Raw genomic sequence first — 14,697 nt, 5'->3', positions numbered from 1 at the left:
GCGTTCGCACGGGCCATCCCCTGACGCAACGACAACCGTTTTGAAGGATACCGCCGCAGTTACCGTATGTTACTGACCGTCTCTGGCCCGCCGGGCAGCGGGAAGAGCACGACCGCGGCCGCCCTGGCCGAAGCGTTCGGTCTCGAACACATCTCCGGTGGCGACATCTTCCGCGAGCTCGCCGCCGAGCGCGACATGACCCCCGTCGAGTTCAACGAACTCGCCGAGGAGGACGACCAGATCGACCGCGATCTCGACCGACGGCTGTACGAGATCGCCCAGGAGCGCGACGACGTGCTCCTCGAATCGCGGCTCGCGGGCTGGCTCGCGGCCGACCAGGCCGACATCCGCATCTGGCTCGACGCGCCGCTCAACATCCGCGCCGAGCGCATCGCCGACCGCGAGGACAAGCCCGTCGACGTCGCCCGCGAGGAGACTGACCGCCGCGAGGCCAGCGAGGCCAAGCGCTACCGGGAGTATTACAACATCGACATCGACGACCGCTCGATCTACGACATCGTCTACAACACCGCTCGCTGGAGTCCAGAAGGCGTCCTCGGGATGCTCACCACGGCCGTCGACTCCTACGACCCCGACAGCGACGAAGGCAAAGCACCCGTCGACGGCGTCGTCTACGACTTCTAACCATGCGCGGACCACCCGAGGAGCGTTCCGTCGACGAACTCCTGAACTTCGGTGTCGTCAACCTCGACAAGCCGCCGGGTCCCTCCGCCCACCAGGTCTCCGGCTGGGTTCGGGATCTCGCCAGCGTCGAGCAGGCAGCCCACGCCGGGACGTTAGACCCCAAGGTGACGGGCTGTCTGCCGGTTCTCCTCGGGGATGCGACACGGCTCGCGCAGGTCTTCCTCGAAGGCTCGAAGGAGTACGTCGCCGTGCTCGAACTCCACGGTCCCGTGCCGACGAACCTCGAACGCGTCGTCGCGGAGTTCGAAGGCGAACTCTACCAGAAACCGCCGCGCAAGAGTGCCGTCTCCCGACGACTGCGAACGCGGACGGTCCACGAGCTGGAGGTCCTGGAGGTGAAGGACCAACAGGTCCTGCTCCGCATCGGCTGTGAGAGCGGCACCTACATCCGCAAACTGTGTCACGACCTCGGACTGGCACTCGGCACCGGCGGCCACATGGGCCATCTCCGCCGGACCCGGACGGACCCCTTCGACGACACCGACCTCGTGAACCTCCACGACTTCACGGACGCGCTGGCCTTCGCCGAAGAGGGTGACGAGGAACTGCTCCGAGAGGTCGTCGCGCCCGCCGAACGCAGCCTGACGCATCTCCCTCGTGTGACCATCGCACCGAGCGCGGCCGAGCAGGTCGCCCACGGCGCGCAGGTCTACGCGCCCGGCGTCATCGACACCGACGACGGCATCGCAGACGACGCGCTCGTCGCCTGCTACACGCCCGACGACGCGGTCGTCTGTCTCGGCCGACTCGTCGGCGATCCCGACGCCGAGTCGGGCGAAGTAGTCCGCCTCGAACGCGTCTTGGTCTGAGCCGAATCACCAGTGACGCGTGGCACCGGCTGTCGCTCTGACGACTGAAACGAAGCCCTTAAACGACAGTCGGCCGTCGCCTGTAATGCGGAAAAACAGCAGACACCAAGGGACCGTAGGGTAGTGGTATCCTCTGCCGATGGGGTCGGTAGGACCTGAGTTCGAATCTCGGCGGTCCCATACTAAATTTTACAGGTCGTCAACATCCAAAAGCTGAGAGTACCCTCTCTACCGAAATCGACGTTTGGGGGGTGTGCTAAATGGCGAGTGCGAACTCGCCGACTGTCGGGTGGCGACTGCTCGAATATCGCTGCCACAGCTGTCACTCAACGTGCCTCGTCGACCACCAGGAACGACGGGCCAAGTACCGCGAGTGTCTCTCCTGTCACCGCGTTCCTGTCCTCGATCGAGGCGAACCCGTCGACCATCGTCTCACCTCTCTCCTGTGGGCCTTCCACGCTGTCTCCGAAACCACCGCAAGGACCGGAGAGGCCGCCGAGGTTCTCGGCGGGCGCGAGTGCCCCGAGCGCCCGCCCTCGGCTGCCCGCCGGAAGCGACCCCTCGCGGGTCGACCCGGAAGCCGGTCCGCAGCCCCCGAGCGGAGTGAGGGGGCAACGAGCGAGCCACAGCGGCGTCTGAGCGATTTTATTCTCTCTGACGGTGGTTCCAGTGAGTGACACTGAAAGCCCTGGAGCCGCCGGTTCGTCCACATCGGACAACGGGGCTGCCTCTCGGCCTTCCAAGGAGACTAACTCTGTAACCGGCGGAAACGAGCGAATCGGAGAGGACGACTACGACAAGCTGGTCCACGAGCGTGTAATCGAGTTCATGCACGAGTACCCGCACTTAGCTGACCTCCCGATCTCCCGCACGCACGGCCGGAAGCTCCGCCGGATCGTCACCGAAGCAGAGTGGCACGACGTGATGGTTGAATCCGACCAGCCGACAGAGGGTAGTTTTCAAGTGTCGGAACTCGCTCGGCGAGACGCGGCCACATGGGCTGACGCACTCTCCGCGTTCCTCACCGCGCACACGAAGTACGAAGGACTGCTCGCACGTTTCGCGACCGGTGACGGCGACCAGTTCGACGTACCGCTCGCTGACGCCTGGGGTGAAGAATACTCGAAGAAACAGTACGCTCGCGCGCTCGCACTCCAGCGACAGATGGCCGGTGGCGACCGGCCAACTGGAGGAGAGGCCGTCGCTGCATGGGAATCACCCGCGACGGCTATGCTGACTCTCACCGGCTCGTCGGTTCCCGGCGGAAACCGCATTCCGCCGGTCGAACACACCGACGCACTTCACGACTCGTTTTCGTACAACGGCGTCCGCGACACTCTGCGGAACACGATGGAGTACCATCTCGGCCTCGAGGCCGACGATTGGGGGTACTGGCTCCAGGCGGAACCACACGGTGTCGGTGACGCCGCTGACCCTGACGCTTCACCCGGCATGAACGCCTGCTACACTCACCTTCACGTCGGCGTCTACTTCGAAGCGACTGACCTCAACCTCGAAGCCGTGGGTCCCGAGTTCGAGCGGGTCGTCGACAAACACGTCGCTGAGTGCGAGTACGCCACCTTCGACGCACACGACTACCGGAACGTCGACTATCTCGAAGACTCCCACGGCTGCATCAGTCTCAACGCTGACGTGGGCAACATGGGTTCGTACCTCGCGACGTACATGGGTGGCTACACCGAGGATCTCCTCGACAAGCCCATCGAGTACCTAGCGTGGGGTGCGATTTACTGGTCCGCTGCTCGACGCCGAACCTCGCGCTCGAAGATTGTGACCTCCGCCGTCAAAGCCGACGCCTGTGAACAGCGGGCTGAACATCCCGAGTCTCGCCAAACACTAGCTCACGGTGAGGACGTGAAATGGAACGACGGCAACGGTCTCGACGTGGTGTGTTCCTGCTGTGGCTCCGGCTGGTCCGTCGATCAAACACAGCTCGATGAACCAATTTCAGACGAGGAACTCACTGCTGCTCTTGATGATGATACGGAGGACAGAGTGCTGTCGCTGAGCGAACGCTGGCCGTCCGCGAAAGAAGCGGCGTCTATCGGAGAACTACCTACTCGTGCTCGAATCCGCTCGAAAGTCGAGGAGTACCTCGAACTCTACGACCCCAGTCCCGTATTGATTCCACACCTCCTCGGTGAGCTGATGATCGACCCGATTCACGCCCCGATTGTGCGTGAGGTCGTCGACGGCCAAGAACCAGAACCCGAGTCGTTCCGTCGACCCATTTCCTCCGACGAGTGGGAACTCGTTGCCATCGTCGACCGCGACGGTGAGGAACACCAACCCGGTGGCGGTGGTGTCGATATGGTCCCTCTGAAATTACCCGTTCAACAGATCCTCGACGAAACACGGCTTCGTCACGATCTCCGTACAGGTGAGGTGTGGCGCTGTTCGGAGTGCCGTACTGCGACTCACGACACTGTCTGGATGGCCCGACATCTGGTGGAAACTCACGGTCTCGACAGACCAGAGTCTGCCGACAGTGTGCTCCACGTTGAGGACTACTACGATCTAAATCGTGAGTGCATGAAGCATCCAGCTGAACGGGACCGACAGACTGGCTCCGTTGAACCTTCTTACTCGTGGTGATCTGTCGAATTCGAAGTTGTCTCCACAGCGAGAGATATGTGAGCCTTAGACATAGTTATTTAACTTCAGATACATCTCGGAGCAAAGTTTATATCCTTTGCTGACATTCTACTCTTACAGACACACCACATATCTTGGAGATCGCGACAGATCGCACGTTAGGCGCGATGTCGCCACCGGGCAAAGACTGTGCATCCCCAATGTGGAAAGGTGTCGGAGAGAATAAAATGAACCTCAAATCGCTGTTTACACAAGACGATCGCGCTGTATCGCCCGTTATTGGAGTTATCCTTATGGTCGCTATCACGGTCATTCTCGCGGCCGTCATCGGGACCTTCGTCCTCGGTCTGGGCGACTCCGTGAATGATACGTCGCCGCAGGCAAGTCTGTCGTTTGACTACGTTGACACTAATGATGACGGCGACGTTGACCGTGCAGTAGTCACCCATGAGGGTGGCGACCCTATCCCAACGTCGGCAACCTACACCATCATCACTGAAGACGGTACTACTGACGTATCGAGTACCGATCTTGGTAGCGAGTTGACTGTCGGTAACACGGTCACAATCGACCACGCATACGCCAGCGGTGACACGACTCGTATCGTCGTCGACGGTCAGGTTGTCGCCTCTAGCACCTACCAGGGCTAAACTGGCAAACTAATCCGTTTTTTGTAATGTTACAACCCTCATGAGTTACATCGCTACCGAACAGGATCTCGCACGAACTTACAAAACGCCGGGATACGCCGACCCTTACGACTGTGTCGAAGACTACCGTCGCGTAATGCGCTACGCATCAAAGCATCCGAACAAAGGAAGTCAAGCCGTTTCGACGCGTGTTGACCTGCCCCGTAGTCGTATCCGACCGTGGATGGACGGCGCGAAACCTGACGCAGTCCGAGGTATCGACGCAGCGGTGGGCCGCGAGTGGCTACCGCTTGAAGCCGACTCGAGGATGTTCGGCCCGATGGTCGAACTTGTCGCGTGGGTGTTTTCTGGAGGGTCTATCAACGACCGCTGGGTGCCGCACTTTTCGACGAACGCTCGCGAGGAACAGTCAGTGATTCGGCGCACACTTGAAGAGGTTGGCGTCAGCGCGAAGATTGTCGAGCGTGGGACAGGTCGCGCGACTGAGGTCGTGCCAGGCCAGGATGCCTCTGTCCTCGGTCGGCTACTGCACGTCCTCGGTGCGCCGATCGGGGTAAAGAATTCAGACACGAAGCTGACACTCCCCATCTGGTTACCGAGTGCCTCTACGGGAGTTCGACGTCGGTTCGCCGAGGTCTATCTCCAGAATCGCGGCCACCAGTTCGAGGACAAGGATACGGTGACATTCCGTGAATCGAGGTGTGAGCAGTATCTTTCGGAACTCGCGAACTTCCTTGCCGACGTTGCCGACGCCCCGGTTCGGGTTAATGGTAGCAATGTCGTGGTGTCGGCTGAGGCGGCACGCAACTTGGGCGTTTCACGCCGATTCGCGTGAACGGAAGGGTAAAGAGCCTGTAGAACGATTTTACCTCGTGGTCGTCAGACCACGAACAGGTAATACGTGCGAATCGCACGGGCGAGGGATGAATAGACTCGCCCTGTTCTCTCCGAGACACCGGCCGCGGTCTTACCCGGTCCGCGGCTACTCTCTCGTTTTAGAATCGTGAGCTGCCGCTGTTGGCACAGTCGTAGTGAACCGGCGATACCTCTCAAGAGATACTTCCACCGAGGCCGGATTGCGGTTCTAGTGGCCCCTCGACTAGATACATCTGTATCATGTCTAGCAACGATACGCCTTCGTTCGACGATCTGACTCCCGTCAGCGTCCCGAACGACGACGACAACGACGACGTTCCGGTAGTCAAACTCCAGCCCGGCGAGGACCTCGTGGCCGAAGTTCGGCACATCGAGCGCGGCGTCGGCAAGTACAAGAACAACGTCCTGCACCTCACCCGTCCCGACGGTCAACTCTGCAAGATGTGGTCGAACGGGACGATCGACCGCAAGCTCGACGCGGCCGACGTCGGCCCCGGAGACACGATCGGGATTCGCAAGAGTACCGACTCCTACGAGTACGAAACGGACGACGGCGACGAACGCGAAGCCTACGACTTCCAAGTCGCTGTTCTGGGGGACAACTGATGGCGACCTCCTACAAGTCGTCGTTCCTCAAGAACTACGGCGAGCTGAAGACGCTCCCGGCCACGCTGTCGGTGGCGTTCATCGCGGCGAGTCTCTACCAGTTTGGGGGGATCTCCGACATCACCCTCGTCTGGTTGTCGAACTACACCCTGACCGGGACTCACAGCATCATCGTATCGCTCGGTGCGTTCCTCGTGGCGTTCATGTCCAGCGAAACCAAGTCCTTCGAGCGGTACGAGGACTGGGAGAAGATCGCTATCCTCGCTGGCCCTGGTGTCATCCTCGGCTACGAGTACGTCACCGAGGTCGCAGACTTCCTCACCGGAATCGGTGATCCGCTCGGGATGCAGCTGGCCTTCCTGGCTACGCTCGTGTCGTGGGCCGTCGCAGTCCGGTAAACAACCCTCTCTCCACACTTCATGACAACTATAGCAAGGAAAGCGGTCGCTGCCCTGTTCGTCGTTCTGCTCGTCTCGAGCGGCGCGACTGGTCCGGCTTCGGCGGCTATCTTCCAAGACTGTGACGCAGCCGACAGCATGACCGCTGCGTTCGTCCGTGGTATGTTTAGCCCGAACGCTGACGGTGAGTGTCGATTCAACCCCGACGACCCACCCGCCGACACGCGGGCGAACCTCGACGCTCTCGCGGCAACACAAGAGTCGTCCAGTGAGCAGTACACGACGGCCATGTCCAACCGCCTCGAAGACACCCGCGCACAGGCCATGATGCAGGCTAAGCAGACCATCATCATGTCCATGAACGACGGCGACAACGCGACCGTCGCCAAGGAGAAGGCCACCAACACCGTCGAAGCGTACTACGCCACTATTCAGGAGAATATGCTGAACCGCTTCGAGACGGATATGCAGGCCGCCATGTACATGAAGAACGTCTCCGACGCGAACTCTGCTACGTGGCTGCGCGTCTCCACCGCCGGGGGCGACAATATGTACACCGAATCGTTCCGCGAGGACAACCACACCCTCGTCGACGGCTCCGAGGTAACGACTCACCTGTACGTCACGTCCAAGCCGGACTACACGTACAAAATCATGCCTCTCAACAGTAATCCCGTCAGTTCTCCCGCTGCTAATGCGTGGAACGACTACATGGGCGACCCCAGCCCCGATTACCGCGCCTACAAGCCGGTTCGCTACGTCAACTCGACGGGCACTGAGAAGGTCGTTGTCGACACTCAGGGCTACGCCGACGTCTGGCACGAAATCGTCCAACAGAGCGAATGGGCCAAGAGCAACACCGACACGCTCGCTACTGAAATCTACAACCAATACAACGCTGGTGAGCTGAACGTCTCGGACCTTTACGACCCGTTCACTATCGGTGTTCAGAGTGCGACTGCCTACAACAGCACCGGAGCGTACAGCTTCGCTGCCTACCAGATGGCCGCGCTCGGCTACTCGGGGAACCTCACGGCCTCGCACACCATCGAGGTCTACAACTCGACGGGAGGGACGATCGAGACGCTCGACGGCACCCTCTACTACACTGCCGACGACCTCTCGACGCTCGAAAACAATGTCACGTACACGCTCGCAGACTACAGCGGTCGTTTCGTGATGGCGGTCCAGCCTGCTGACTCGAATCAGTCGGCCTACATCCAGGACCTCGACGAGATCTCCGGTGCGACCTCGTTCGAGATTACCTCAGCGGTCAACACGAAGACCGGTGAATCGGTGTCCAACACGACCATCGTGAAACACGTCTACGAGACGACGGACGTGAGCAACCTCGAGGAGCAGATCGACCAGCTCACCAAGCTCTACGAGGAGCAGCAAGAGGCCCAATCCTCCGGTGGTGGGGCCTCCAGCGGTTGGACCTCGAACAAGATCGTCGTCGCGCTGGTCGCGGTGGCTGCCATCGCCGTCTATGCCAACAAGGACAGCTGATGCTGTTCGTTTGGCTCATCTTCCGTGTTGTCCCTCTCGGCCAGATCGCTGGTGTCGTCCTAGTGGTGGCGGCACTGCAGTTCCTGGGAATCGACGTTCTCGGGATGGGCTATGACTGGCTCGTGAGTTTCCTCGAGGGCATCGCGCTCGACGCCCTCGCACCCTGACAGACTGGTGTCTCTGAGGGGTTCGATTCCCCTCCTGTCCCTTCGGTCATGAAATCCAACCACCGAACTGTGCTTGTCGTACTGTTCCTCGCGCTCGTCGCGACGGCTCCCGCAGCGGCGCAAGAGTCGACGACCTCGACCACCACGTCGACGCCGAACTCGACCGTAACCTCGTCTCCCGATCAGAACGCTTCGACGGTCCAAGTAATCGGGCCGCTGACTCGCATCACCGAGTGGGACTACTCGGACGGAACGTTCCGGCTCACGATCGAGGCGAAGGCTCCGACGCTACTCACCGTCACCGAGGCCGTGACCTCCGACTCGTCAGGAACTGGGACGGGCACACTCGTCAGAAAACGTCTCTCGAAGGGGACGAACGTCGTGCGAATCAACGTACAAGACTCGTCGAATCCGGCACTGTCGCTTACGACTCCCGGCTCTATCGAGAACAACGAGTACGCCTGGGTCAAAGTCGAGACGAGTTCCTCCCTGATCGGCGGCCCCTTTGACGGCACGGACGTTCGTGACGCTGCCATCGGCGGGGCGCTCGCCATCGTAATCGCCGTCCTTGACGAGGCCGTCGCTGCCAAGGTTGGATCGAACCTCGGACTGGAGCGGTTGGCATGAGTGACGCTGACCTCGCTCCACGGGAGCAAGCCGACAACCCGACCGAGGACCCTTCGACCTCGTGGTACGAGCTGGCCGTCTGGTGCGTCGACAACCGGATGTGGATTCTTGGGGGCGTTGGCCTCCTGGTCTTCGTCGCTGGCTCGCTGCTCGGTGTCGAGATTCCGCGCAACCTGCGAATCGTCGGGATCTCCGTCGCTGTTCTGACGCCCCTGGTCGGCAAGCCGTTCGGTCGGCGGGTTCGCTCGATGCTGTTCGACCCGTCGCTCATCACCATCGTCGACGTGGACGCGGCGGACCCATCCGGCGCGGGTGTCTTTCAGGTCTCCTCGCAGGAGTTCCGCGACCTCGAGGTCGTCGAAGGCGCGCTCGACTGGATACACCCGACGCTCGTCTTCGCTCGCGACGTGAACGAGGACGAAGGAACTCTCCGGGGGACGTGGCGTGGAACGCTCACTGATCGAGAGCTGCTCGCATCGCTCCACGCAGTCCAACGCTGTCGCGGCCAGCTCGAGAAAGACGCCCAGGAGGGATTCGCGCTCAAGTCGCAAGCGTGGTCCGTCGTGCGTGAAGCGGCTCGCTCGGCCACCATGTCCGTGGTCTCGACGTTCAAACGCGGCTCGCTGCCGGACGAAGGTGAGGGCCTGGACGATGCTATCGAGTCGGCACTCGAAGACTTCGGCATCGAGCGCGACCTCGACGACACGGACGAGAACAACCCGCTCGGGAACCTCTCGGAGATGGTCGAGAAGATGGAAGAGAACGGCAGCCCGTCGACGAACTCTGCCGACGCTGCCCAACCGGAGGCTCCCGCCGATGACTGACCTCGACGTGCTTGCCCTGCTCGTCTTGGGGAGCTTCGCGCTGCTGGTCGGTGTGCAACTCCTGCGCGAAATGCGACCGAGTACCCGTGATTACCCTACTAATCACGAGTCCAGAACCAAGAACGAGGCGAACAGATGACTGACCGGAGTGTGTTGGGTGCGACCTGGATTCTACTCGCGACGGGAGTGACGATGAAGGTCATTGAGCAAGGCCAAGACAGTGCTCTTGTCGCGTCTCCCGCGCTCTTAGTCATCACTGCCGGTGTTCTCAACTGGATGCTCGCGAAGGGTGTCACGCTGTCCGCAAGCGGGGAGGACTCAGATCGATGACTGACGAACACCTGCTCACGATGGCGAAGCTCAGAGAGCAGCTGCGCGGTCGGATCGACGGCGAGGCGCTCCCGCACCGTCACGGTGTCGTGACCTCGAATCGAGAGGACCGAACCGCCCTGTCGTTCGTCGAATCCATCTTCGAACCGGAAGCCCTGGACGAAGACGTAGAGACGGACGTGAGTTCGTTCTTCGACGACGACCTCGGACAGATTCTCGCGCGGAAGAACTCGACGGACGTGATGACCGACGCGGTTCACCAGGGGAACTCGTCGGTCGCGTCGCACCTGGTCGGCGTCACCGAGCAGGACCTCGACGCCTCCTCGATGACGCTCCCGCTCCGCATCCTCGACCGGCTGGAGAACGACGGCGCGACCTCGTTCGTCACCGGCATCGGGAACCCGAAGACCGGGAAGACCAACACCATGTCGACCATCGCCGAGATGCGGAAAATCCAGATGGGCGAGAACTACCTCGTTCTCTCGAATATGCGCTCGTGGGACCTCTGCGACGTGTTCGTCGGGTCGGCACACGACCTCACCGTCGCGCTGCTCGAACACCGCGACGTGCCGAAGTTCGTCTTCGTCGACGAAGGCTCGACGCACTTCGACGCTCGAACGAACTCCTACGAGGTGGCCTCCCAGTGGACGCCACTCGCCAAGCGCATGGGCAAGATCGGGACGGACGTGTGCGCGGTCGTCGGCCACACCGGCAAGGACCTTCACCCGGAGATGAAGCGGCTCACGACGACAGCGTTCTTCAAGAACTCGAAGGAGTCGGTCGACTTCTTCTCCGGCTGGAACCCTGACTCGGACCGGCCGAGTGGGGCGCTGTTCGGTGGGTCGCTGGAGCCGATCGAGGCGACGAGTTCCGAGTACGACCCGAACGACCTCGCGCCGTGGGACTGGAACCTACAGCCTGAGCTGTTCGCTCGTGACCTCGACGCGGCGCAACTGCTCCGCACGCTCAAGAGTCAAGGCCCTGCCGAGTCTTAGAATCTTGACTCTGTTGAAAATCCACATCCGCTGGTAGTTTACTTGAGCTCTGCTCAATTCAGCGCGCGGTCAAGAGATTATAGTAGATTGGTTATTAACCACGATGTTTGACCAGATACCTACCAATAGACTGCAATCGGATCAACAATAACAGCAGGTCCCTCAACAGACATATCTTTATCCTCAATATCTATTTTTATAGTATGCATTGATTTGTTTTCATCAACTTCTTCAGACATGTTCTCAATGTCCATTTCGGAGAAATTCGGAACTGGCACCTCCTTGTCAAATCCGTCAACCAACTCGATGAGATCTGATATGACCTCACGAATAGTTGACATCGATTCGTCTCCCAGTACAGTACTAGTCACACGGAATACGTCGATATAGTCCCAGTCATTATCTTCGCCAACAACACCAATGACACGACCTAAAACGGTGTACTCCTTTGATCCTGAGAATTCTCTTCGAGGATTATCTATCCACAGCTTGTCATCATCTAATGCCATCACATAGTTCAGGTCACTATCTGAAACATCGACTTTTAGACCTATTTGGTTTCCATAGACGGCATCGCGTACTTCTTCAACAGTATCCTGGTTGATGTTCTCAAGTTTTTCTGGGTCGTCAACATCAAGGTATGGTGTGAGCAGAGATATTGACCGAGTTACTAAAGAAATAACATTCATCATGCGATAGAGAGGGTCTGTTTGGGCAGTTCCTCTGAATTCAACAATATCCATCTCTGAAGAATCAAGATTGTAATCATCCGGGTTGTTTCTCCAATCTGCCGGTAGAACATCTATTTTTCCTCTGTCTTCCAAATTAGAGTATAGCTCTTTGAACCTATGTTGATCGTGAATTCTTTTATTTGTCTCCAGAACTTCCTTTCCTGTCTCAGAGTTAGACATACTGAACCCACCCTCTATTTTTCCAACCTCAGAAGCTTTGACATTAGCAGATGTAGTGGTCGTTTGTTGTTTTGTCTGAGACCGTTCTGATAACTCTCTGACTGACTCGGGTGTGCCAAATTCTATAGATGCAAGGAGACTTTGTATTGAGAGAGAATCGAGATATATAAACTCTCTAAGTTGGTCATCACTATTTTCTGGGTTCTCAGTTTCCGTTTCTTTTTCTTCTTTGCCTCCAGAAAACATATCTCTCAAATCTTCGGCCAAACTGGTGGCGAAAATAAACCCAAGTAAGGCCAAAAGTAAGACCCAGAGGAATAGTACTCCAGAACCAAATGAAGAAATTTCTAAAGTTGAGAGCGATACAAAGACAGAGGTGATAAATACAAAAATGATTCTTTTCTGTGGACTCGAATCTTGGCGGGATTCATTCATTCACACAGTGCAACATCATCTAAGCTGATAAAAATATGGAAGGATCTTTAGCACGCCGATAATGTCTGGTTCGGAGGATTTCAACAGACCGACAATCCCTACTCCTTCTTTACGGCGTAACGAAAACCCTGCCAGAAACTCTAACTGCCACCCGACCGCCCGCCCGAATCCCCCTCAATGGGGGTGAAGGGTGGTGTGGTCAGGTGTCCGCAAGGTCCAGTTCCCCAGCGAGGTACGCTCGACCCTTCTCCGAGATTCGGTAGTAACCCTTCTCCCCGAGAATCTTCTCGACGAACTCGTTCTCGTGGAGCTGCTTCAACCGTCGACGAACAGTACGCTGTGAGAACGTCGCTCCCTCCAGACGAAGATTCTCGTAGATCGGCGTCGGCGGGAGAGCGATATCCTTGTCGGCGAGGAACTGCAGAATCGCCTCGTCCCGCCGATTCGGTCGCATTGTCTACTCTACTCACCCTCGTTGTATAATAAAATCGGTACTATTGGTTGCTGGACACAAACAAGTCCATATGGACGTATTCACGGACAGTTTTATTACGCCGCTCGTCTCAAGAGACTGATAACGGAAGCTACGATTTGCCAGAAAGTCTGGTCGATGAGAAACTGAGCGGACCCAGTGTAGCACCACTGGCCCGCTGTGGCTCCCGTAAACAGGGTACGGAAGCATGAAAGCAGACACGCCACGGGGTCTTGAAGACCTCGCACGAACGGATAGTACCGACTCGCCGAGTTTCACTTTCGCCGATACAGCCACTTTCACTCCGCGCATCTGGATGGCGTATTTAACCAGCGCGGCACAAACAGTCGACAGGCTGACGGTCCCCTGCGGGGGCAACCTCACTACCAAGATCAGTGCCCCCGCCCCGGACCGCGGCTCCAAGATGGAAGCCATGACAGGATACCAATCCCCATACCGTAAGCGTAGCGAATGGACCGAAAGTAGAACACGCGGAGGTGTCCAATGAGCGACACCGAGCTGAAGCCACTGCACCCGCGCGAGGCGATGGAGATGTGGCTCGATCGCCAGCGTTCCGAGCGTGCAGAGGAGACGCTTCAATCGTACTTCTACCGACTGAATACCTTCGTCGAATGGTGCGAGGAGAACGGGTTCGACAACCTGAACGACCTCACTGGCCGTGATATGTTCAAGTACGATTCGCACCGTCGCTCCCTCGACCTCAGTCAGTCGACGCTGAATAACCAGCTCGGGACGCTTCGGCAGTTCATCTCGTTCTGTGCCGACATCGAGGCGGTGGATTCGGAACTCCCGCTGAAGGTCGACGTCCCACAGCTCACCAAGAAGGACCGGACGAACGAGGAGAAACTCTCGACCGAGCGTGCCGAGGTCCTGCTCGAGGACCTCAAACGCTACCGTCGCGCTTCGCGTGACCACGCGCTGTTCCTGCTCGCCTGGCACACCTGCGCTCGTCTCGGTGGCCTCCGGTCGCTCGACGTGCAGGACTGCTACCTCTCCGAGGACGACCTCGAACGCCTCCGCCACCAGGACGACGTGGACGACGAGATCCTCGAAGAGGTCTCCATCCCGTTCATCTATTTCCGTCACCGCTCGTCGACGCCGTTGAAGAATCAGGAGGAGGGCGAGCGTCCGGTTGCCATCTCCGAGGAGGTCGCTGACTTCCTCGACGAGTACATTCGCGTGAACCGTGTCGCTGGTCGCGACGAGGACGGGCGCGAACCACTCTTTTCGACGAAGAAGGGTGAGGGCCGGATGACGAAGGGCGCGCTCCGCTCGCGCATGAACATCATGACCCAACCGTGCCGGTTCGGCCACGGCTGCCCGCACGGTAGGGAGATCGAGTCGTGCGAGGCGCGTCGTTCGCCCTACGAGTCGCGGTGTCCCAGCTCCCGTTCTCCGCATCGGGTTCGGACGGGTGCGATTACGCATCACCTCGACTGCGGCTGGCCGATCGAGCAGCTCGCCGAGCGGGTGAACGCGACGCCCCAGGTCATCCGCGACCACTACGACCAGCCCGATCTCCTGAAGCGGATGGAGAGTCGGCGGTCTCACCTCGACCGGCTCGACGGGGAGGACGAGTGATCATGTCGTTGCTACGCTCGCCGGTGGGTCCTCGAAAGCCTCGTTTCGCGTACCTCGGCGGTCCCACTCAATTTCTCACGGAAGCTATACGCCTGAGCCGTTAGCTCGCCGACGCGTCACAGTAGCTCTCGCCACCTCTCTCGATGAGGAAACCGACGAACATAA

The 14,697-nt window shown here is 59.0% G+C and carries 16 protein-coding genes and 1 tRNA gene; 15 read left to right on the top strand and 2 right to left on the bottom strand.

Translation table 11 applies throughout. From position 1 onward, the window contains the following. Positions 1-66 precede the first annotated feature (66 nt). The 14 genes from cmk (at position 67) to BLR57_RS08485 (ending at position 11,112) form a co-directional block, all read left to right on the top strand. The gene (cmk, locus tag BLR57_RS08550; protein WP_089696703.1) at positions 67-645 is read left to right on the top strand and encodes a (d)CMP kinase; all 579 of its coding nucleotides are present in this window, start codon (positions 67-69) and stop codon (positions 643-645) included. Between the two features lie 2 nt (positions 646-647). After that, entirely contained in the window at positions 648-1,514 is an 867-nt protein-coding gene (locus BLR57_RS08545) for an RNA-guided pseudouridylation complex pseudouridine synthase subunit Cbf5 (RefSeq protein WP_089696699.1), read from the top strand. Positions 1,515-1,623: 109 nt separating this feature from the next. Continuing rightward, a tRNA-Pro gene (locus tag BLR57_RS08540) sits at positions 1,624-1,694 on the top strand. Positions 1,695-2,342: 648 nt separating this feature from the next. Further along, positions 2,343-4,130 carry a hypothetical protein gene (locus BLR57_RS18890; RefSeq protein ID WP_139173301.1) on the top strand — a complete coding sequence of 596 codons (1,788 nt, stop codon included), beginning with the start codon at positions 2,343-2,345 and terminating at the stop codon, positions 4,128-4,130. 227 nt (positions 4,131-4,357) lie between these two features. Beyond that, on the top strand, positions 4,358-4,780 hold the full coding sequence (locus BLR57_RS08525; protein ID WP_089697633.1) for a type IV pilin domain-containing protein: 423 nt from the start codon (positions 4,358-4,360) through the stop codon (positions 4,778-4,780). 40 nt (positions 4,781-4,820) lie between these two features. Further along, on the top strand, positions 4,821-5,615 hold the full coding sequence (locus tag BLR57_RS08520) for a hypothetical protein (protein WP_089696693.1): 795 nt from the start codon (positions 4,821-4,823) through the stop codon (positions 5,613-5,615). 281 nt (positions 5,616-5,896) lie between these two features. Then, positions 5,897-6,262, top strand: coding sequence for a hypothetical protein (locus BLR57_RS08515; RefSeq protein WP_089696690.1), 366 nt, complete (start codon positions 5,897-5,899; stop codon positions 6,260-6,262). Beyond that, complete coding sequence (locus BLR57_RS08510; protein ID WP_089696687.1) at positions 6,262-6,660, top strand: DUF8023 family protein; 399 nt, start codon at positions 6,262-6,264, stop codon at positions 6,658-6,660. The genes BLR57_RS08515 and BLR57_RS08510 overlap by 1 nt, the downstream gene beginning before the upstream one ends. A gap of 162 nt (positions 6,661-6,822) precedes the next feature. Beyond that, a complete protein-coding gene (locus tag BLR57_RS08505; RefSeq protein WP_139173299.1) occupies positions 6,823-8,169 on the top strand; it encodes an Env/VP5 family phage fusion protein in 1,347 nt (448 codons plus the stop codon). Further along, positions 8,169-8,336, top strand: a complete 168-nt coding sequence (locus tag BLR57_RS19335) for a hypothetical protein (protein WP_170830582.1) — start codon at positions 8,169-8,171, stop codon at positions 8,334-8,336. Before BLR57_RS08505 ends, BLR57_RS19335 begins: the two co-directional genes overlap by 1 nt. Before the next feature lie 48 nt (positions 8,337-8,384). Then, on the top strand, positions 8,385-8,963 hold the full coding sequence (locus tag BLR57_RS08500; RefSeq protein ID WP_089696681.1) for a DUF8063 family protein: 579 nt from the start codon (positions 8,385-8,387) through the stop codon (positions 8,961-8,963). Continuing rightward, a complete protein-coding gene (locus tag BLR57_RS08495; protein ID WP_089696679.1) occupies positions 8,960-9,787 on the top strand; it encodes a DUF8125 domain-containing protein in 828 nt (275 codons plus the stop codon). Before BLR57_RS08500 ends, BLR57_RS08495 begins: the two co-directional genes overlap by 4 nt. After that, positions 9,780-9,926: a hypothetical protein gene (locus BLR57_RS19330; protein WP_170830592.1), complete on the top strand. Its 147-nt coding sequence runs from the start codon at positions 9,780-9,782 to the stop codon at positions 9,924-9,926. Before BLR57_RS08495 ends, BLR57_RS19330 begins: the two co-directional genes overlap by 8 nt. Before the next feature lie 187 nt (positions 9,927-10,113). Continuing rightward, positions 10,114-11,112 (top strand): hypothetical protein, encoded by a 999-nt coding sequence (locus tag BLR57_RS08485; protein WP_089696674.1) that lies wholly within the window; start codon positions 10,114-10,116, stop codon positions 11,110-11,112. Between the two features lie 119 nt (positions 11,113-11,231). Here the strand turns inward: BLR57_RS08485 and BLR57_RS18885 are convergent, their stop codons facing one another. Next, positions 11,232-12,458: a DUF6414 family protein gene (locus BLR57_RS18885; RefSeq protein WP_139173297.1), complete on the bottom strand. Its 1,227-nt coding sequence runs from the start codon at positions 12,456-12,458 to the stop codon at positions 11,232-11,234. Positions 12,459-12,657: 199 nt separating this feature from the next. Next, a complete protein-coding gene (locus tag BLR57_RS08475) occupies positions 12,658-12,912 on the bottom strand; it encodes a winged-helix domain-containing protein (protein WP_089696668.1) in 255 nt (84 codons plus the stop codon). 522 nt (positions 12,913-13,434) lie between these two features. Between BLR57_RS08475 and BLR57_RS08470 the strand changes: the two genes are divergently transcribed. Next, positions 13,435-14,532, top strand: a complete 1,098-nt coding sequence (locus BLR57_RS08470; RefSeq protein WP_089696665.1) for a tyrosine-type recombinase/integrase — start codon at positions 13,435-13,437, stop codon at positions 14,530-14,532. Positions 14,533-14,697 lie beyond the last annotated feature (165 nt).

Source organism: Halogranum gelatinilyticum (assembly GCF_900103715.1).
Classification (GTDB): domain Archaea; phylum Halobacteriota; class Halobacteria; order Halobacteriales; family Haloferacaceae; genus Halogranum; species Halogranum gelatinilyticum.
Note: the sequence above shows the minus strand (reverse complement) of the source record. Positions and strands in the feature narration are given on the sequence as shown.